Origin of the sequence: Bradyrhizobium sp. A11 (assembly GCF_042077125.1) — a bacterium.
GTDB lineage: Bacteria > Pseudomonadota > Alphaproteobacteria > Rhizobiales > Xanthobacteraceae > Bradyrhizobium > Bradyrhizobium japonicum_B.
In genome coordinates, this window is record NZ_CP149509.1 from 5,143,265 (window position 1) to 5,161,820 (window position 18,556).

Genomic DNA, 18,556 nt, shown 5'->3' on the forward strand with positions numbered 1-18,556 from the left:
ATGGCTTCGAAAATCATGATCGGGCTAAGAAGCATCGCCCGTTGTTGAGGACGATCACATCGCGATCGGGGACGCGGCATCTGAACGACACGACGTCGCCGTCGGTCCACATATCGGTCACGATGCGATCGTCTGGATAGACCGGCGCGGAGAAGCGCGCATCGAACGACCCCACCCGTCCCGCGTCACAGTCGCAGACGGTCCGTAGCACGGCACGGCAGGCAATCCCGTAAGTCGCGAGCCCGTGGAGAATCGGTCGCGCAAACCCCGCGCGGCCGGCCACCCTCGGATCGGCGTGGAGCGGATTGCGATCTCCGTTCAAACGATAGAGAAGCGCCGCCTCCGGGGCGCGTCTCGAACGTGTCGGTCTGGTCCGGCGCCCTCTCCGGAAGCTGATGCGGCTCGGGGCCCGAACCTTGAGGTCCTGCGAATCCCCCGTCACCGCGCGCCATGATCGTCATGACGTAGGTAAACAGCGGTGCATTATCTGCTGCCGATCGCGCGGTCGTTTCCAGCAACAGTACGGCGCCCTTGCCAGCGCCTTTGTCATAGACAGCCGCGACGCGTGAATTCGCCAGCAGCTCGCCTGCGGCCGGCAGGCGACGATGCAGGGTGAGCCGTTGCTCGCCATGCAGAACCTTGGTGAAGTCGACGCCGGTCTTGCGAATTATCCCGGTCGATGCCAGCACCACCGCCATCGTGGGAACGGCCTGCAGCGCGGCGCCTTCGTAGACGAACGGCAGCTCGCGCAGGTCGAGCGGGTCGCGTCCCATGCCGATGCTGAGCGCGTACAGCATCGTCTCGCGCTCCCCATACGCGAACCGCATGTCGGTGATTTCCAGCGCCTTAAGCGCCTCGATGTTGATGGCCACCGGGATATCCTAGATGCTGATATTGAGTTCGTGGATCACTGAGGCCCATCGCTTGACCTCATCGTCGACAAAGCCCGCAAAATCGGCGATGTCGCTCATATCCTCGAACCCGAGATCAAGCAGCTTGGAATTCACATCGGGAAGCGCGACGATTTCCCGCAATTCCTTGTTGAGCCGATCGGCAACGGGCTTGGGCACGGCCGCCGGCGCGAAGAAGCCGCTGAACCCGGTCAGGCCGAGCACGGGAAATCCTGCTTCGTCAAAGGTGGGTATATCGGCATAGCGCTTCATACGAGCCGGATTGGCGATCGCCAGCGTCAGCGCGTTCTCCCTTTGAGCCACTGCGCCACCGACCGATACGAAGGCACTGTCCACTTCGCCGGCAAGGATCGCGGTCAGCGCCGGCGCCTCGCCACGATACGGCACCTGAAGCAGTTTGATGCCGGTGTTCTTCATCAGCACTTCGCCGATGATATGCGCGCTCGAGCCAAGGCCGTAGGTTCCGTAACTCAGGGGTTTGGGGCTGCTGCGGGCCTTCTCGACGAAGTCCCGCAACGTGGTTACGCCGAGCGTCTTTGGCACGATGAACGCGATCGGCAAGCGGCCGAGAGGCGCCAACGGCAACAGGTCCGACATCTTGTAGCTCGGCGACTTGTGCAGCGACACGTTCTGGACGATCGAGCTCATGGTGGAGAGGATAGTGTAGCCGTCGGGGTCCGCCCCCGCGACCGCGCTCGCAGCGATCATGCCGTTGGCGCCGGGCTTGTTTTCCACGATCACGGACTGGCCCAGGCGCTGCGCCAGCCGGTCGGCCACGACGCGCGTCAAACCGTCCATCACGCCGCCTGGCGGCAGCGGCACGACGATCTTCAACAGCCGGCTTGGCCATGGCGATTGCGCCAGCACGGGCGTCGCGGCAAGTGCTGCAATGCCGACGGCGCTTCTCATGAGTGAACGTCGCGTAAGCATGGTCCCTCTCAAATTCGTGATGAACGTCCGGCCCAGAACGGCTCGCGCAGCTTTCGCTTGAAGATCTTGCCGCTCTCTTCGCGCGGCAACGTGTCATGGAAGACCACCTCGCGCGGCACCTTGAATGCTGCCAGGCGTTCGCGGACGAAATTCCTGACATCGTCTTCGGTCAGCATCGCGCCCGCGTCGCGTTGAACGGCCGCATAGATGCGCTCGCCGAACTCGTCATCGGGAATGCCAAAAACGGCACAGTCCTGAACGCCCGGACAGCTTTGAAGCGCCGCTTCGATTTCGCCGGGTAGATGTTCACCCCGCCCGAGATGATCATGTCCCGCTTGCGGTCGTTGAGGAACAAATAGCCGTCGGCATCGAGGTAGCCGACGTCGCCGCAGGTGATCAGGCCGTCGATCTCCACGGAGCGGCGGTCATCATCGCGGCCGTGATAGTTGAAATCCGGATAGGCCGGTGAGCGTGCATAGATCTCGCCGCTGACGCCCGGCGGCAGTTCGCGGCCCTGCTCGTCGAATATCTTGATCGTGCCGCCGGGAGCGACACGCCCCACGGTTCCGGGTCTTGAGAGCCAGTCGTGTGACGTGCAAATCGTGGCGACGCCGGTCTCGGAGCCGCCATAGGTTTCGACAAGAACCGGTCCCCACCAGGCGATCATCGCCCGCTTGACATCCGGCGGGCACGGCGCGCCCGTGTGCAGCACCAGTTCAAGCGAGGACACGTCGTATTTGCGCCGCACCTCTTCCGGAAGCTTGAGCAGCCGCACAAAGAACGTCGGCACCATCACCAGCGTCGTCAAACGGTGGCGGTCGATCTGCCGGAGCAGCTCCTCGGGATCGAAACGCGATGACAGCACAAGCGTATCGGCCAGCGCCAGGCCTTGCCGCGCGAAGGCGTTGGGTGAGGCATGGTAGAGCGGTCCGCCGACATATGAGCGCATTCCTTCGCGGCATCCATAGACGACACGGAACAGATCGCGCATCGCCGCGGCCTGTTGAGGCGTTGCCGGTTCGCGACGGACGCCCTTGGGTCGGCCCGTTGTTCCGGAGGTGTAGATCCAGGACGCGCGTGGCGGCAGCGGCGGCCTATCCCATTCCGGCTGTGCATCCAGCCAGCGGTCCCAATCCTGATCGCCGTCCCGCACAGCGACGGGATTGCCAGCATCTGCGCTCGAAACGACAAGGACCTCGCATGTTGCCGGAATGATCCGGCGCACCGGGTCAAGCAAGTCGGCGTGAACGACCAGGACCTCCGGCTTCGCATCTCCCAACATATAGGTGATTTCGTCGGGGCTTGCGTGCCAGTTCAATGGCACCGCATAGGCGCCAATGGCATTCGCGGCATGGGTCGCTTCGAGGAAGGCGAAATCGTTCCGCAGCAGCAGCGCTACGGCGTCGTTTTCGCGAACGCCGAGCCTCGCAAGTCCGGTGGCGGCCCGGCGACCGCGCGCCAGCAGCTCGGACTTCGAGCGGGTGCGTTCGCCGACGATGATGGTCGCGGTTTCGTCGCTCACATTTCCTCCGTCCGCGGGTCTTCGCCCAACTTGACTTTGGCATCAATATAATGGACTGACCATTAGATCAATATACCAAGGAGATATCTTTGAGCATTCGGGGCAAGGCCTGCATCGCCGGCATCTATGAGCACCCGACGCGGAAAGCCGACGGGCTGTCGCTCGCCCAGATCCACGCCGAAGTCGCGCGCGGCGCGCTTGCGGACGCGGGCCTCAGCAAAGACGACGTGGACGGCTATTTCTGCGCCGGCGATGCGCCGGGGCTCGGCCCGATGAACATGGTCGAGTACCTCAATCTCAAGCCGCGTCATGTCGATTCGACGGATACCGGCGGCTCTTCCTATGTTCTGGCGGTCGGCCATGCCGCGGCCGCGATCGCGCTCGGAAAATGCAGCGTCGCGCTGATCACCTTGGCAGGCCGGCCCCGCGCCGCCGGCCAAAGCCAGGTCCGTCCGGCGCCGGGCGCAACGGCAGACGCGCCGTTCGAGGCGCCCCTCAATCCCGTGATCGCGACGATGTACGGCGCAGCCGCCAATCGTCACATGCACGAGTTCGGGACCACGTCGGAACAACTCGCCTGGATCAAGGTCGCGGCATCCCATCACGCCCAGCACAATCCACACGCCATGCTGCGGAACGTCGTGACGGTCGAAGACGTGCTGAATTCTCCGATGGTGGCAGATCCCCTGCATCGCCTCGACTGCTGTGTGATCAGCGACGGCGGCGGCGCAATCGTCCTCGTCGCCCCGGAAGTCGCGCGGAGCCTCAAAAGACCGGTCGTCAGCATTCGCGGGGCCGGCGAGGCGATCAAGCATTCCGCCGGTGGCAGGATCGATCTTACCTACAGCGGCGCCGTCTGGTCGGGACCGCGCGCATTTGAAGAGGCCGGCGTCCGTCCATCAGATATCCAGTACGCCTCGATCTACGACAGCTTCACCATCACGGTGCTGATGACGCTGGAGGATCTCGGCTTCTGCGCCAAGGGCCAGGGCGGGCGCTTCGTGGCCGACGGAAATCTGATCTCGGGACATGGCAAGCTGCCCTTCAACACCGACGGCGGCGGCCTTTGCAACAACCATCCCGGCAATCGGGGCGGCATGACAAAAGTGCTCGAGGCTGTCCGTCAGTTGCGCGGCGAGGCCCACCCGGCCGTGCAGGTGCCCAACTGCGCGCTGGCCCTGGCGCATGGCACCGGCGGCTCGCTCGGAACGCGCCATGGCAGTGCCACCGTCATTCTGGAAAGGCAGTGATTCCCGTGTCGCAAACCCCTGCATCATCCGCAAATCCCGAAATCCAGCCCTATTTCGAGGCCCTTCGCGACGGGAAGCTGCTGATCAAAGCATGTACGCAGTGCCGGCAACCGCATTTCTATCCGCGCGCAGGCTGCCCGTTTTGCTTCTCGGACGCAACCGAATGGCTCGAAAGCCGCGGCACTGGAACGATCTACGCCTACAGCGTGCTGCGCGCGACCAAGGACCTGCCGGTCCTTGCCTATGTCACGCTCGATGAGGGCCCGACGCTGATGACATCAATAGTCGACAGTCCGCCGAGCGCCTTGTCGAATGGCGCAGCCGTCCGCCTGGTCGTTCGCCCGGGCGCCGACGGCGCACTCGCGCCGATGTTTACTCTGATCTAAAGCTTGAGGACGCAAATCCATGCGCAACATCGTCTCCCTGGAAGGCAAGACTGTCGTCGTCACCGGTGCGGGCCAGGGCATCGGCCGAGCCACGATCAACCTGGCGCGAGAGCTCGGCGCCAACGCAATTGCCATCGACCTCAATCGCGACACGCTGTCGACCTACGACACGTCCGACCGCCAATTGATGACCATCACCGGCAGCGTGACGGACGAGGCGTTCGCAACGGATGCAGTCGAGAAGATCGTCGAGCGGTTCGGTGCGATCCATGGCCTCGTCAACAATGCCGGCATCACCCGGCCGGCGATGTCGGAGAAGATGACGCTTGCGCAATGGAACGCGGTCATCGAGGTGCATCTGACCGGAGCGTTCCTGTGGACCCAGGCGGTGGGACGCACCATGCTGCAACGCGCAAAGGGCGGAGAGACCAACGTCGGCTCCATCGTCAACATCTCGTCCGACGCAGGGCGTGCCGGCGCGATGGGCCAGATCAACTATGCCGCCGCCAAGAGCGGCATGCTGGGGATGACGATGACCTCGGCCAAGGAATGGTCGAAGTTCGGGATCCGGACCAATTCGGTCTGCTTCGGCGTGGTCGAGACCCCCATGACCGAAACCATTCGTGGCGACAAGTTCCGCGAGGGGATACTGGCCCGCATTCCGATGGGACGCTGGGCCCTGCCCGAGGAAGTGGTGCAGCCGGTGTGTTTCCTGCTGTCGGACGCCGCCTCCTACATCACCGGCCAGCACATTGCGGTCAACGGCGGTTTCCACATATCAATCTGATCGGCCAGCGGAAGCTCTTGCAAAGAGGCCGGTGCGGGCTGATGAAGACCTGATAGCCCCAGGGACGACTCATGCCGCAAGAACGATCCAGGCCAGAGCCGCGTACCGGCCGAAAGACAGCGGCCGGCACGCCAGCGCCATCGGCTGGCGATCTCAGGGATAGCCGATCTGCCGGAAAGTCCTTCCGTCCCATCAAGACCCGCCGGATCTTCGAGGAGATCTGCGATGCGATCCGCGCCAAGCTCGTCAGTGGCGAACTGAAAGCCGGCGACCGGCTGCCGTCCGAGCGCGAACTGTCCGAGATGCTCGATGTCAGCCGCACCGCGTTGCGCGAAGCCATCCGCAGCCTCGAGATCGCCGGCATCGTCGAGATGCGAAAGGGAAGCCGGGGGGGCGCCTTCATCACCCGGAGCGGCGCCGGACAGGTGACCCGTACCTTCCGTGACATGCTCGACTTCGGTCATGTGTCGCTGGCGACGCTGCTCGAGGCGAGGCTCATGGTGATGGACGCCGTGGTGCGCGCCGCCTGCGAGCGCGCTAGACCCGCGGACATCGAACGGCTGAGCAGGAACGTGGCCGAGACCGTCGAGTTGACGAGGCAGGGCCGTTACGAGGAGCGGACCTTGAAGGCCGTCGAGTTCAGCACCTTGCTGGCAAACTCGACCGGCAACCAGGTGATGTCGGCGATTCTGGAAGCCATGGCATCCGTGATCCGCCGCTTTGTCCTGATCGCCGGACCACCCGCCCATGACCCGGTGATCGCCTCCCGCCTGCGACTGATCGAGCAGATCAAGGCCAAGGATACCAAGGGCGCTTGTGAGACGATGCGCAGCTATCTCATCAAACTGAACGAGCACCTGCTGAACACCGAGAAGGTCCGTCTGCGCGGCGACGCCCGCCGCCGCTCGCGCGCGCCGGTCTGACTTCGGTTGGCCCCACCTCGCCGCCTTCATCCGGCGGCCTGCCAATGCAGCAATGAATATCGCGGCACGGCGTCATGGTGATGCTCGAATACGCCCTCGACATCAGTCCCGATGGCGATGGTTTGCAGGGGATCGCCGAGCAGGTTCCCCACCATGCGCACATGTCCGGCATGCGGCAGCTCCACCAGGACGGCAAGGTAAGGTCCACGCCCGCGCAATGCGTCGTGCGAAGGGCTCCAGATCCGCTCCCAGCTGAAGATGCGGCCGCGCGACTCGACCTCGGTCCATTCGACGTCGAACGAATGGCAATGGTGGCAGAGCCATTCCGGCCCGAACTGCCACGTCGTGCAGTGCGGGCAGCGCTGCACCAGCAGGCGGTTCTGCTGCAACCCCGCCCAATACGGTGCCGACAATCCATCGTTTTCGGGGACCGGAATCGGCAGCCCCTCGGGAAGATAGGCCGCGCGCGGAGTGTCGCTCATAGCGTTGCTCCGGAGCCGAGCAGAAGGTTGCTGGCCGGCGTCACCATCGGCCCGCCGATCACCATCGCCACGTCGTTGCGCTTGACCTGGTTGACCGACTGGCCACGGATCTGGCGCACCGCCTCGATCACCAGCTCGAAGCCGTGCATGTAGCATTCGGCGAGATTCCCGCCGCTGGTATTCAGCGGAAGCCGCCCGGAGGGCGCTATCAGATTGTCGAGCACAAGAAAATCGTTCACCTCCTCGGGCTTGAAGAAGCCGTGCTCGGCCAACGCCATCACCACGCCACCGGTAAAATTCTCATAGCTTTGAACGACATCGACGTCGGCGGGCCTGATCCCGGCCATGCGGTAAAGAGCGGGCGCGAGCGTCTCGAAACTGGCGCTGGCATATTGCGGCGAATTATGCGGCATCGCGCCGCTGCGATATCCGGCGCCAGTGGCAGCCCCGAGAACGTAGGCGGGCTTGTTGCGGAAATCGCCGGCGCGCTCCTCGGGCACCAGGATGATCGCCGCGGCGCCATCATTCTCCATGCAGCAATCGAAAAGATGAAACGGCTCGGCAATCCAGCGCGAGGCGTTGTACTTTTCGGGATCGAGCGGTTTGCCGAACATCACCGCGCGGGGGTTCGACTGCGCATGATGGTACGAGGCTAGCGCAATCGCCTGCATGGCTTCCTGCCGCACGCCATGCTCATGCATGTAGCGCCGCACGCGCATGGCAAAACGCTGCGGCGGCGCCAGCACGCCGTACGGCATCAGATAGGCCCTCTCGCCGGAGATGGTGCTGATGCTTCCGGCTTGTCCAAAGCGTCCGTATTGCCCTTGCGCCAGCGAACGGAACACCACGACGCAATCCGCAAGCCCAGCAACGATCGAAGCAGCGGCGTTGGCCACCGCTGCGCAGCAGCCCCCGCCTCCCCCGCCCCATTGCATCGTGGTCGTGCTCAGCCGGCGTATCCCGAGCGCTGCCGCCAGGCGCGCCGCATCGCTGCGGTCGTCGCTGTAGGACGAGAACCCGTCGATCGCGCGCGGGTCGAGCCCGGCATCGCTGCAGGCTGCCAGGATCGCCTTGAGCGCCAGCTTGAATTCGGGGTCGGGCGATGCGCCGTGACGATAGTAATCCGTCTCACCGACGCCGACCACGGCGACGCGGCCCCGCAGCGTACGCTCGCCTGTTGCCCGCGCCGTCATGCCTTGACCGCAGCACCAAAAGCGCCGGCCTCGGCCAGCCGCGCGAGTCGGGTGTCATCATAGCCAAGCAGATCGCGGAGCACCTGCCCGGTATGCTGGCCGACGGCGGGAGCGGCTACGGGGTCCACGACCGGCGTTTGCGAATAGCGGATCGGCAGGCTGACGTTCGGTATCCACCCCACTTCATCATGAGGAATCCGCGTGACGATGCCGCGCTCACGCGCTTCCGGGGAGCGGATCGCCTCACCGACGGTCCGGACCTTGCCGCAAGGCACAGCTGCGGCGCGCATCTTCGACTGCCAGTGCGACCAGGGATGCTGCGCGAACGTTTCGCGCAGGATCGAAAACAACTCATCGCGCCGGCGAATGCGATCGGCTCCGGTCGCATAAAGATCTGACGATGCAAGATCGGAACGATCGATCACCTGCGACATCAGGCGCTGGAAAATCTTGTCGTTGCCGCAATTGATGTAGAAGGTGGAATCTGCGGCCTGAAAGACTCCAGAGGGGCAGGTGTCGGGACTGGTGTTGCCGTGGCGCTGCGGATCCGTTCCGGTGAACAACTGCTGCATCGACGCATAGCCGGTCATCAGAACGGCAGTGTCGAACAGCGATACTTCGATGGCCTGCCCCATGCCGCTGCGTTCGCGCGCGACAAGTGCGCCGAGAACGGCATTGCTGGCCATCATGGCCGTGCTGATATCCATGACCGGCGACAATGCACGCACGCCCTCGCGGTCCGCGTAGCCGTTCATGGATACAAATCCGCTCTCGACCTGGGCGATCGGATCGAAGCCGAGCCGGTCCGAGAAAGGTCCTTCCCGGCCGTAGGCGGAGACCGAGCAGTAGATGATCGCTGGCGCGATCTGACGACAACTCTCGTAGCCAAGACCGAAGCGCTCCATGACCCCGGTGGAAAAATTCTCGACCACGACATCCGCCGTGCGGATCAGGTCCCGTGCGACCCCGACGCCCTCCGGCGATTTCAGATCGATCGCGACGCTTCGCTTGTTGCGATTGGTCCACAGGAACGGCGCGCCATAATTCAGCCTGGCATCGACTGGCGGGTAGCGCCGCAGGTCGTCACCACGCACGGGGGCCTCGACCTTGACCACCTCGGCGCCCATGTCGGCGAGGATCATCGTCGCAAACGGCCCTGCAATGAAATGCGAGAAGTCCACGACCCTGATCCCGGCAAGCGCCTTGGGCGCATCGGATGTTCGGGGCGTGTGCTCCGGAAATTCCGCTTCGATCCGATCCAGCATCTTTCCACCCATATGGCTTCGTTCCGAGATGATCCGGTCAAAGATCCAGCACGAGCGTGCCGGACTTCGATCCGGAGCAGCAAATCATGATGGTCTTGTTCGCCGCCTGCTCTTCCGGGCTGAGGAACAGGTCGCGGTGATCGGGGATTCCCTCGATCACCCGCGTTTCGCAGGTCCCGCAAACGCCTTCCGAGCAGGAATAATTCGCCATGATGCCCGCATCGAGAACGGCATTCAGAATGGTCTTGCCCGGCTCGACCGCGATCGTGCGATTGCTGCGCGCCAGCCTGACCTCGAATCCGCCGTCGACGGCCGGCGCCTGCTTGGCCTGGAAATACTCGACGTGGACATGCCCCGCCGGACGGCCCGCGGTGGCCTTCTCGAAGGCTTCCAGCATCGGCACCGGGCCGCAACAATAGAGATGCGCGCCGGCCGGCGCATTCGCGACGATGGCAGCAAGATCGAGAGGCCGACCTCCTTGTTCATCGTCAAAGTGGACATGAAGCTGCGCGTCCGGGCCGATGGCGCCGAGTTCGCCGAGAAATGCCGCGGCCCGCCGCGTCCTCGCAGCATAGTGCAGTTTCCACGGTCGGCTCAGCGCTTGCAGGCGCCGGATCATCGACGCCAGCGGCGTGATGCCGACGCCGCCTGCGATCAGCAGCGAGGATTCCGCATCCTCGCGCAGCGCAAAATTGTTCCGCGGCATGGAGATCGTAACGATATCGCCGGCCTTGAAGCTGTCGTGGACGAAGTTCGAGCCGCCGCGCCCGGCAGCATCCCTGTTGACGGCGATGACGTAGCGATGCCGTTCGCTCTGATCGTTGACGAGCGAATAGCTGCGGATCATGCCATTGTTCAGATGCAGATCGATGTGGCTGCCGGCGGTGAAGGGTGCGAGGTCGCCTCCCGCCGGAAGCACCAGCTCATACGAATTGATGCTCTCGGCCTCATAGGTGATGCGCTTCACTCGCAGTTCCTGCAGGTCGCCGGCCATGTCGTAGCGCTCAAAGCTCGTAGCCGAAGTCCGCGCCGAGCTTCGCCCGCATGAAAGGCGCGCCGGAATCGATCCAGGAGTCCTCGGGCGGCAGCCGCAAGGACACCGCACGGACCATGAACACGTCCGGATCGGCGACACCCTTCGGCCGGGTGCCGTGGTCGCGATAGGCGCCGAGTGCTTCCAGAATGAACCGCCTGGTCATCGCGATGCCGGTATCGCTGGAACACAAATTCTCCCTGGTGCGGTCGGCGATCGGCGATACCCCGCTCTGGCACGCCCCGTCCTGGACCCAAAGACCGGGGAGACCGGAGAACCACGTCGTCCGCTGTGCTTCGTAGTCGAACTGATATCCGTTCTGCGGATTGTACTTCGTCCAATAGTCGGCGTACGGCACCGTCACCGGCTGCTTGACCAGCGCGTGGTGGCTGGCGTGGCCGCTCTCCCGGCCCTTGTGCCCTTCCGCGAAGACTTCGCGCGTCTTGGGCAGCAGCGGCTGCGAGGGATGATAGGAGAACATGATGCAGAGCGTGTTCTCGTCGTCGATCGGCACCCAGGCGTGACCGCTCAGATCGGGAAACGGCGATAGCGGCGGAACCAGCGTGTAGAACGGCAGCATGAACTGATTGACGCGCCAGTAGAGCGTATTCGCGTCGTAGTTCCGGCGTGCCGCAATGCTCATGCCGAAATCCTGCTTGACGCATTCGAAGGTCGGGCGGAGGTCGCGCTTCTGGATCCAGGCGCTGGTGGTGCCCTGCGCGTCGAGACGGCCGTGAAGCAAGGGTGCGTGCGCGGAATCGATCTCACCCTCGACGGCCTGCAGCCAGTTGCACTCCTGAACCCGCACCGAGATGTGGACCTGCTCCTCGGGGACAAGATTCCACTCGACATTCGGCAGCGGCGGAGGCGAGGCCTGATCCGGCCCGAGATAGGCCCAGATCATTCCGTTGCGCTCACGGCAGGCATAGGCCTTGATGCGCACCCGCTCCTTGAGCCGGCTGCGGACCGGTTCGGCCGGCATGTCCATCACCGCGCCCGTGACGTCGAACTTCCAGCCGTGATAGACGCAGCGCAGGCCGCAATCCTCATTGCGAGCGAAGACCATCGGCGCGCCCCGGTGCGGACAGGCCTGGTCGACCAGACCAACGCGGCCCTCGGTGTCGCGAAAAGCCACCAGATCCTCGCCGAGCAGTCGAACGCGCTTTGGCTGTCCATCGCGCGCCAGATCTGCGGACGGCAGAAACGGAATCCAGTAGAGCCGGAACAACTCCCCCAGCGGAGTGCCCTTGCCAACTCTTACCAGCCGCTCGTTGTCCTCGTGCGAGAGCATGATTTTCTCCTCGATAGCTTATGTCAGGTTCGATTTTGGGTCGCTGCGGTCCAGCAAGGCTGTGACCCGATCGGACAATCCGAGATCGTGCGCCGTCCATAACGGGTCGGATGAAGCCAGTGGCCGTCGCGGAATCGGCGGCAGCTTTCCGGCCTCGACCAGTCTGACGATCATTTCGATCCGCTGACGCTCCAGATCCTTCAGCACGTCTTCAACGACGACGCCTTCTGCGGCGCAGCCGGGAAGCTCGGGATAAGCGAGACGGACGAGCCATTCTTCGGGCTCGGTCTCGACGGCTTCCGCCTCGAGCAGATAAGGAATCGACAACAGAGCGCGCAGATCCAACGCAGGGCCTCCCTTGGGGCCCTCTTGTCCGAGCCGCCATTTAATACGTATACGTATCATATCGTCATGGCCCTGGCAACCGTTCGGATGCGGACGGGACAATCCCCGTTTGACCGGCGGTTGAGAGACCACGCCCAAGCTGCTAACGGCTTGTTGCACTGGAGCAGCCGGGGGACGAGCACGATGTCGGTCAAGAAGGACGAAGCTGGAGATCCGGCGGCCGTGCTGGCCCATCAGTGGAGGCTGGAAAGCGGCATCGGATTTCTGCTGCGCCTGCTCGAGGCCAAATATGACGGACTCTACCAGAGCGTAACGCGGCAGAGCGACATCACTCCCCGCCAGTTCGGCGTGCTGATGGCGCTGCTGCAGGAGGGGCCAATGACGGCATCGGCCCTTGCAGAGCGCATCAGTTGCGACCGGAATACGCTGAGCGAAATGCTGAAGCGGATGACCGCACGCAGGCTGATCTCCAAGAAGAGCCATCCCGCCGATCGCCGTTCCATCCAGGTCCAGATCACGGCCAAGGGCACCAGCGCCTTGATGGCCGTGGTTCCAGCCGCCGCCCGGCTGCAGGATCTCATGCTTGCTCCCCTGAGCCAGGACGACCGCGCGCATTTCCTGCGTTGCATGCTGGCGATCGCAAAGTCTCCCCCTCCCGAGCCCGGCGCCTGAGTCCCGCAGCCGCGGCCAGACCACCGCTTGGCTCGCCACGGCTGTTGTAATCCTTCGGCCGATACGATACGTATACGTACTAAATATATTTCCGAGACGCCATAGAGCGTCCGTCGAGGGGAGAACGCTGATGCGCGCGCTGGTAATGCTGCTGTCGTTGCTATTTGTAGCCCCGGCTCTGGCCGAGGGGTATCCGGAGCGTGCGATCCGGATGATCGTGCCCTATCCGGCGGGCGGATCCACCGACATCCTCGCGCGGGCAATCCTGCAACCCCTTACGGAAATCCTTGGCAAGCCGGTCATCATCGACAACAAGTCGGGTGCCGGAGGCATCATCGGCACGACAGAAGCGGCTCGGGCAACGCCGGACGGATACACCATCGTATTCGGCAATCTCGGGCCGAACGCGCTGAACGCGAGCCTCTACAAGAAGCTCGCCTACGATCCCGTCCGCGATTTCGTGCCGATCTCGAAGGTCGTCGACGTGCCGTTCCTGCTGGTAACGGCGCCGTCGACCGGGATCAGCAGCGTCACCGATCTCATCGCGCGCGGCAAGAAGGATCCCAACGCGCTCTCCTATGCATCGGTCGGGCAAGGATCGGCCTCCCATGTCACGGCGGAGCTGTTTCGCCGTCAGGCCGGCATTGAAATGCAACACATTCCGTATCGTGGGGGCGCACCGGCAACGAACGATACGCTCGCGGGCCAGGTTTCGGTCTACTTCATCACGCCGCTCGAAGGCATGGGTCAGGTCCAGGCCGGCATGCTCAAATCGCTCGGCATCAGCACGGCGGAGCGCTCGCCGCTGTTTCCGGACACGCCGACCATCAACGAGGCGCTTCCTGGATTTCAGGTCGTGGTGTGGTTTGGCATCCTCGCGCCTGCCGGCACCCCGTCCGAGATCGTGGCCAGGCTGAACGACGCAATCGCGCGCGCGGTCGCAACGCCGTCCGTGCAGGAGTCTCTCAAAAAGCTCGGCGTCGAACCGAAGAGCTCAACGCCGGAAGCTTTCGCGGCCACCATCCGCGCCGATGTCGACAAGTGGGCGAAGGTGGTGAAGGAGGCCAACATCACGCTCGACTAGCACCGTACTCCGCTATTCGGTCTTGACGTTGCGTTCCTCGATCACCTTGCGCCAGGATGGGATCTCTGCGGCGATTAGGGCGCGCAACTCGGCAGGGGTGCTGGCCTTGGCCTCGACGCCATAGGAGAGGAAGCGCTCCCGTATTTGCGGCATCGCCAGCACCGTGCCAAGCGCGGCGTTGAGCTTGGCCACAACATCAGGCGGAGTGCCCGCAGGGGCGAGAATGCCGAACCACGTTTCGACCGAATAGCCCTTCAAGGCGGCGCCGATGGATGCCGCACTGGGAGCGACTGGCGAAGGACCGGGCGAGGAAACTCCGAGCAGCTTCACCTTGCCGGAGCGGATGTGCTCGTTCAGCGTATCGGAAGTGGTGGTGAGCAGAATGTCGACCTCGCCGGCGAAGATCGCAAGCGTCGTCGGCGCCTGGCCCCGATATGGGACGTGGACCATTTGCAGACCTGCCTGATTGAGGAAACGCTCGGTGCTCAGATGCCCGAGCGAACCTGGCCCGGCGGATGCATACAGCATCGGCTTACTCTGCGCCTTGGCATAGGCAAGCAGCCCGGCGACGTCGTTCACGGGTACCTTTTCGCTTGCCACCAGCACCAGCGGCGCCGTGGAGACCAGCGACACCGGCGCAAAGCTCTTCAGCGGATCGAAATCGATGCCCTTCTGCAGCAACGGCGCGATCGAGATCGGGCCGTTGTTGGCAAACAGAAGCGTGTAACCGTCGGCATCCGATCGAGCCGCTTCGTTGGAACCGGTCGTGCCGGCCGCCCCGCCGCGATTGTCGATAACGATCGGCTGGCCGAGAATCTTCGTCATCGGCTCCTGCAGTGCACGCGCCATGATGTCGGTCGAACCGCCGGCGGGATATGGCACGATGAGCCGGATCGAACGCGATGGATAATTGTCCGCTACGGCGGGCGCGACGAGCATCGCCGCTCCGAATATGAAAGCCAGAACACGTAGCCCCTTCATGTCGATCCTCCCTATGTTTTTGATTCCCTTGCGGTAGAAATATTCGCGGCGGGCAGCATCAAATTACGGTGACGCTGCACCCCTTCCAAATGCGCCGGCGGCAGCGGCCTGCTCGACGTCATTTTCGGACAGGCCCAGCACGCGCGTCAGAATCTCGTCCCGGTGCTCGCCGATGGCGGGGATGTCGCGGCCGATTCCAGTCCGCGCGCCCGACATCCGCCACGGCGCGTTGACGCCCTTGAACTCGCCTGCGAGGTCGGCGATCGGCGCAAAGACGCCGCGGGCAGACAAATCCGCATCATCCAGCGTTTCCGCGGGATCGCGAAAGCGGGCGCTCGGAATGCCGGCGCGATCGAGCGCTGCCAGGCACTCATCCACCGTGTGCTGCATCGTCCACCGCTGGACGACCTGCATCATCGCGGCCCAGTTCGCACCGCGCGCCGCCACCGAGGTGAAACGAGGGTCTGACGAAAGCTCCGGCAGGCGCGTCAGGTCGCGAAGCGCCGCAAAATTGCGCGCCGATACCGGGGCGATCAGGACGTCGCCGTCCTTGGCGCGAACAGGACCATAGGTCGGGCGTGCCACCGGCGCCGAGAATTGCGCCTCCTGCAGCTCATACACCATGAGGTTCAGCATGCAGTCCATCAGAACGACATCGACGTGCTGCCCTGCTCCCGTACGCTCCCGTTGCACCATCGCCGTTTGAATCGCCGAGAAGCCGAAAACGCCGCCGAGAATGTCGGCAACGAACACTGCTCCGGCCGCCGGCCGGTCGCGATCACCGGCGTATCGCATCAGCGCGCGGTCGAAGCCGCTCTCGGCATGAACGATCATCGCATAGGCCGGTCGCTCCGACTGCGGACCGGTCTGGCCGTAGCCGGATATCGAGCAATAGATCAAACGGGGATTGATCTTGCGAAGCGCCTCATAGCCGAGACCCAGGCGCTCCATCACACCGGGCCGGAAATTCTCGACCAGAATATCCGTGCTTTCGACCATGCGATGCACGAGCTTGATCGCCTCGGGCGATTTGAGGTCCAGTGCGATGCTCTTCTTGCCAGCGTTGAGCTGACCGAAATAGGCGCTTTGGCCGTCGCGAAGGGGCGCGCGCAGACGCATCTCCTCGCCTTCCGGCGGCTCGATCTTGATCACTTCGGCGCCGACATCTGCCAGCAGCCGGGCGCAATAGGGTCCGGCGAGCATGATCGAGAAGTCCAGCACGCGGACGCCCTCGAGTGGTGATTTCAATGATTGGCCCTGCATCATCGGTTCCTATCGAGGTAAGCCAAGCGCACGCTGTGCGATCAGGCTGCGCTGAATTTCGTTCGTTCCGATGCTGATCACCCACATCAGGGAATGACGCAGGTTTTGCTCGAACCGGCCGTTGTCGATGGCACCCGGCATCTGTTCGGACAGCGTGGCGCGCATGCCGAGCATGTCGAGCGCGGCTTCGCCGAAGCGTTCCATCAGCTCGCTGGAAAAGACCTTGCTGATCGCACCATACTCCGGCGGAGTGACGCCGCCGGCGGCAAGGTCAGCGCAATGCATCATCAATTGGCGCCCGATCTCGATTTCGGACGCGAACGTCGCCATGCGGTCCCGGATGACCGGATCCTCGCTCAATTCATGCCGGGCCATGACGTGCTGGCGCAGTCGTTCAAAGGCATGCGCGACTTTCAGCACGATGCCGCCGCCGACCAGCCCCCGCTCGAAAGCGAGCGCCCCGGTCAAGACTTTCCAGCCCTCGTTTTCAGCGCCGACGAGGTTCTCCAGGGGCACGCGAACATCGTCGTAGAAGATGTTGGCGAACGTTCCATCGTACATGGTGGTGGCCGGCCGGATCGTGATCCCGGGTGTGGTCATCGGCACGATGAACATGCTGATGCCGGCATGGGGCTTGGCGCTCTTGTCGGTTCGCGCCGCCAGGAACATGTATTTTCCCCACCAGGTGGTGGTCCAGATCTTCTGACCGTTGATGACCCAATGGTCGCCGTCGCGGACCGCGCTGGTCCGCAGCGCCGCAAGGTCGGATCCTGCCTGCGGCTCGCTGTAACCCATCCCATGCATGGCCTCGCCGCGCAGAATTTCCGGCAGATATTTCTTCTGTTGCTCGGACGTTCCGAACATCATCAAGGCGTTGGCCTGGATCGAGGCGCCAATGCGCGGAGCCTCGTTCTGCTCCATGGTCTCCATGAAGGCGATTTGCTCGAGCGGCGAACGCGCCTGGCCGCCGAACTCCTGCGGCCAGCCGAGGCCGATCCAGCCGGTGCTGCCCATATCGGCGGCAAATTCAGCGTCGAACTCGCGCTTTGCGAACGGCTTGGCGTCGAAGGCGGCTTTTCTGCCGTCCGCCCAGGTTTGCGCAAACCACCGCTTGACCTGATCGCGCAGTTCGTTGCCCGCGCAGCCGAGGTCATATTGCGGCATCCCCGCGCCGCCATTGTCGAAGAGATGGGCGGCGAGGCTTCGTTTGGCATGGGCGGCGCCACCAAACGCTACGGTGTCCAGATGGACGCGTTTGAAATGCAGTGGTGCTTCGTGTTCTTCGGCGTAGCCGATGGCGCCGAATGTGTGCTGCGTCTCCAGCGAAACGCGGCGCAAAGCAGGGCCTGCGAACGCCATGGCGCAATCGGAGAAGTACGGCCAGTCGAGATCGCCCTCGTCCCGCAGCTTTGCCGCGTGGTGCAGAACGAGACGCACACCTTCGAGATCGATGAGACAGTTGGCCAGCTTGTGCTGAATCGCCTGAAATCGCCCGATTGGTTGGCCGAACTGCTGCCGTTCCCCGGCATAGGCTACTGCCAGCTCGAACGCCCGACGCGCGGCACCATGGGCGCGCGCCAGTAGCATCAGACGCGCGATCGATCGTAGGTCGCTCAGGCTGATCTCGGCAGCAGGAACAAGTCTTGCCGGCACGGAATCGAGCGTCAGCTCCCAATTGCCCCACGCTCCCATGGCGCGCGTCGGTATACGATCGACGCCGGGAGCCCGAAGGTCGACGAGCACGAGCTGCGCCTCATCCACCGGCGTGAGCAGGTGGGTCGCGCTTCCCGCGGCCTCGACGAACCGGAGGGATCCCGTTGCCGTCTCGCCATCAAGCGTGATCGAACCGATACCGGGATCGGGATCGAACGCACCGAAGGAGAAGACAATGCGCGCCGCGCCAGCGTGAAGCGCCTTTCGCAGTTCGGCTCCATCGGAAGATGCATCCGGCAGCACGAGGTTGGCCAGCACGGCAGACCACATCGGAGCTAGACACGCCGCGCGGCCGAGCTCTTCCATCACCGCCAGGATCTCGCGAAGACCGCCCTCCTCCGGATCGGCGCCCAGAACCGCGATACCCTGCTGGGCCAGCTTGTCCCAGATCTCGGTGATCGCGTCCGGCGACGCGCCATCCTTCAGGCGATCGGCGCGCCAATGCGTTGCGAGAAGCCCGCGCAAGGATGCGCGAAGCATGCCCGCAACGTCGTCGCTTTCGATGCCGTAGGCCGCCATCGCGAG

General features: G+C 63.8%; 17 protein-coding genes and 2 pseudogenes. 6 read left to right on the top strand and 13 right to left on the bottom strand.

Features of this window, described 5'->3' with window-relative positions:
- Positions 1-13: 13 nt before the first annotated feature.
- The 4 genes and pseudogenes from WI560_RS24255 to WI560_RS24270 form a co-directional block, all read right to left on the bottom strand.
- The gene (locus WI560_RS24255; protein ID WP_375308897.1) at positions 14-442 is read right to left on the bottom strand and encodes a MaoC family dehydratase; all 429 of its coding nucleotides are present in this window, start codon (positions 440-442) and stop codon (positions 14-16) included.
- A 58-nt stretch (positions 443-500) separates the two neighbouring features.
- Positions 501-827 (bottom strand): annotated as a pseudogene (locus WI560_RS24260) (MaoC family dehydratase N-terminal domain-containing protein); the annotation flags it as partial.
- 54 nt (positions 828-881) lie between these two features.
- Positions 882-1,745, bottom strand: coding sequence for a tripartite tricarboxylate transporter substrate binding protein (locus tag WI560_RS24265; RefSeq protein WP_375305195.1), 864 nt, complete (start codon positions 1,743-1,745; stop codon positions 882-884).
- A gap of 104 nt (positions 1,746-1,849) precedes the next feature.
- A pseudogene (locus tag WI560_RS24270) lies at positions 1,850-3,363 on the bottom strand (acyl-CoA synthetase).
- Positions 3,364-3,452: 89 nt separating this feature from the next.
- Between WI560_RS24270 and WI560_RS24275 the strand changes: the two are divergent.
- The 4 genes from WI560_RS24275 to WI560_RS24290 all read left to right on the top strand — a co-directional run bounded on the left by WI560_RS24275 (position 3,453) and on the right by WI560_RS24290 (position 6,709).
- Positions 3,453-4,613: a thiolase domain-containing protein gene (locus tag WI560_RS24275; protein ID WP_375305196.1), complete on the top strand. Its 1,161-nt coding sequence runs from the start codon at positions 3,453-3,455 to the stop codon at positions 4,611-4,613.
- A gap of 5 nt (positions 4,614-4,618) precedes the next feature.
- Positions 4,619-4,999, top strand: coding sequence for a Zn-ribbon domain-containing OB-fold protein (locus WI560_RS24280; RefSeq protein WP_375305197.1), 381 nt, complete (start codon positions 4,619-4,621; stop codon positions 4,997-4,999).
- Between the two features lie 19 nt (positions 5,000-5,018).
- Positions 5,019-5,786, top strand: a complete 768-nt coding sequence (locus WI560_RS24285; RefSeq protein ID WP_375305198.1) for an SDR family NAD(P)-dependent oxidoreductase — start codon at positions 5,019-5,021, stop codon at positions 5,784-5,786.
- A 71-nt stretch (positions 5,787-5,857) separates the two neighbouring features.
- A complete protein-coding gene (locus WI560_RS24290; RefSeq protein WP_375305199.1) occupies positions 5,858-6,709 on the top strand; it encodes a FadR/GntR family transcriptional regulator in 852 nt (283 codons plus the stop codon).
- A 26-nt stretch (positions 6,710-6,735) separates the two neighbouring features.
- Here WI560_RS24290 and WI560_RS24295 read toward each other — a convergent pair whose 3' ends face one another.
- Genes WI560_RS24295 through WI560_RS24320 form a run of 6 tightly spaced genes read right to left on the bottom strand, consistent with a single transcriptional unit; the run spans position 6,736 to position 12,318 of the window.
- Entirely contained in the window at positions 6,736-7,191 is a 456-nt protein-coding gene (locus WI560_RS24295; protein ID WP_375305200.1) for a Zn-ribbon domain-containing OB-fold protein, read from the bottom strand.
- Positions 7,188-8,384 (bottom strand): acetyl-CoA acetyltransferase, encoded by a 1,197-nt coding sequence (locus WI560_RS24300; RefSeq protein ID WP_375305201.1) that lies wholly within the window; start codon positions 8,382-8,384, stop codon positions 7,188-7,190. Before WI560_RS24300 ends, WI560_RS24295 begins: the two co-directional genes overlap by 4 nt.
- Positions 8,381-9,649 carry a CaiB/BaiF CoA transferase family protein gene (locus WI560_RS24305; protein WP_375305202.1) on the bottom strand — a complete coding sequence of 423 codons (1,269 nt, stop codon included), beginning with the start codon at positions 9,647-9,649 and terminating at the stop codon, positions 8,381-8,383. Before WI560_RS24305 ends, WI560_RS24300 begins: the two co-directional genes overlap by 4 nt.
- Before the next feature lie 37 nt (positions 9,650-9,686).
- Positions 9,687-10,616 carry a PDR/VanB family oxidoreductase gene (locus tag WI560_RS24310; protein ID WP_375305203.1) on the bottom strand — a complete coding sequence of 310 codons (930 nt, stop codon included), beginning with the start codon at positions 10,614-10,616 and terminating at the stop codon, positions 9,687-9,689.
- Between the two features lie 37 nt (positions 10,617-10,653).
- Positions 10,654-11,973: a Rieske 2Fe-2S domain-containing protein gene (locus WI560_RS24315; protein ID WP_375305204.1), complete on the bottom strand. Its 1,320-nt coding sequence runs from the start codon at positions 11,971-11,973 to the stop codon at positions 10,654-10,656.
- An 18-nt stretch (positions 11,974-11,991) separates the two neighbouring features.
- Positions 11,992-12,318, bottom strand: a complete 327-nt coding sequence (locus tag WI560_RS24320) for a hypothetical protein (protein ID WP_375305205.1) — start codon at positions 12,316-12,318, stop codon at positions 11,992-11,994.
- Between the two features lie 66 nt (positions 12,319-12,384).
- Between WI560_RS24320 and WI560_RS24325 the strand changes: the two genes are divergently transcribed.
- Both WI560_RS24325 and WI560_RS24330 read left to right on the top strand, forming a co-directional pair.
- Entirely contained in the window at positions 12,385-12,990 is a 606-nt protein-coding gene (locus WI560_RS24325) for a MarR family winged helix-turn-helix transcriptional regulator (RefSeq protein WP_375305206.1), read from the top strand.
- A 130-nt stretch (positions 12,991-13,120) separates the two neighbouring features.
- Positions 13,121-14,074, top strand: coding sequence for a Bug family tripartite tricarboxylate transporter substrate binding protein (locus tag WI560_RS24330; RefSeq protein ID WP_375305207.1), 954 nt, complete (start codon positions 13,121-13,123; stop codon positions 14,072-14,074).
- A gap of 12 nt (positions 14,075-14,086) precedes the next feature.
- Here the strand turns inward: WI560_RS24330 and WI560_RS24335 are convergent, their stop codons facing one another.
- The 3 genes from WI560_RS24335 to WI560_RS24345 form a co-directional block, all read right to left on the bottom strand.
- The gene (locus WI560_RS24335; RefSeq protein ID WP_375305208.1) at positions 14,087-15,055 is read right to left on the bottom strand and encodes a Bug family tripartite tricarboxylate transporter substrate binding protein; all 969 of its coding nucleotides are present in this window, start codon (positions 15,053-15,055) and stop codon (positions 14,087-14,089) included.
- 63 nt (positions 15,056-15,118) lie between these two features.
- Complete coding sequence (locus WI560_RS24340; RefSeq protein WP_375305209.1) at positions 15,119-16,303, bottom strand: CaiB/BaiF CoA transferase family protein; 1,185 nt, start codon at positions 16,301-16,303, stop codon at positions 15,119-15,121.
- 24 nt (positions 16,304-16,327) lie between these two features.
- Complete coding sequence (locus WI560_RS24345; protein ID WP_375305210.1) at positions 16,328-18,550, bottom strand: acyl-CoA dehydrogenase; 2,223 nt, start codon at positions 18,548-18,550, stop codon at positions 16,328-16,330.
- Positions 18,551-18,556: the final 6 nt, after the last annotated feature.

Bases quoted from the DNA above. Each gene is read 5' to 3' on its own strand.
- WI560_RS24285 (WP_375305198.1), top strand. From the start codon at position 5,019: ATGCGCAACATCGTCTCCCTGGAAGGCAAGACTGTCGTCGTCACCGGT.
- WI560_RS24290 (WP_375305199.1), top strand. From the start codon at position 5,858: ATGCCGCAAGAACGATCCAGGCCAGAGCCGCGTACCGGCCGAAAGACA.
- WI560_RS24295 (WP_375305200.1), bottom strand. From the start codon at position 7,191: ATGAGCGACACTCCGCGCGCGGCCTATCTTCCCGAGGGGCTGCCGATT.
- WI560_RS24300 (WP_375305201.1), bottom strand. From the start codon at position 8,384: ATGACGGCGCGGGCAACAGGCGAGCGTACGCTGCGGGGCCGCGTCGCC.
- WI560_RS24305 (WP_375305202.1), bottom strand. From the start codon at position 9,649: ATGCTGGATCGGATCGAAGCGGAATTTCCGGAGCACACGCCCCGAACA.
- WI560_RS24315 (WP_375305204.1), bottom strand. From the start codon at position 11,973: ATGCTCTCGCACGAGGACAACGAGCGGCTGGTAAGAGTTGGCAAGGGC.
- WI560_RS24325 (WP_375305206.1), top strand. From the start codon at position 12,385: ATGGCCCTGGCAACCGTTCGGATGCGGACGGGACAATCCCCGTTTGAC.
- WI560_RS24330 (WP_375305207.1), top strand. From the start codon at position 13,121: ATGCGCGCGCTGGTAATGCTGCTGTCGTTGCTATTTGTAGCCCCGGCT.
- WI560_RS24335 (WP_375305208.1), bottom strand. From the start codon at position 15,055: ATGAAGGGGCTACGTGTTCTGGCTTTCATATTCGGAGCGGCGATGCTC.
- WI560_RS24345 (WP_375305210.1), bottom strand. From the start codon at position 18,550: ATGGCGGCCTACGGCATCGAAAGCGACGACGTTGCGGGCATGCTTCGC.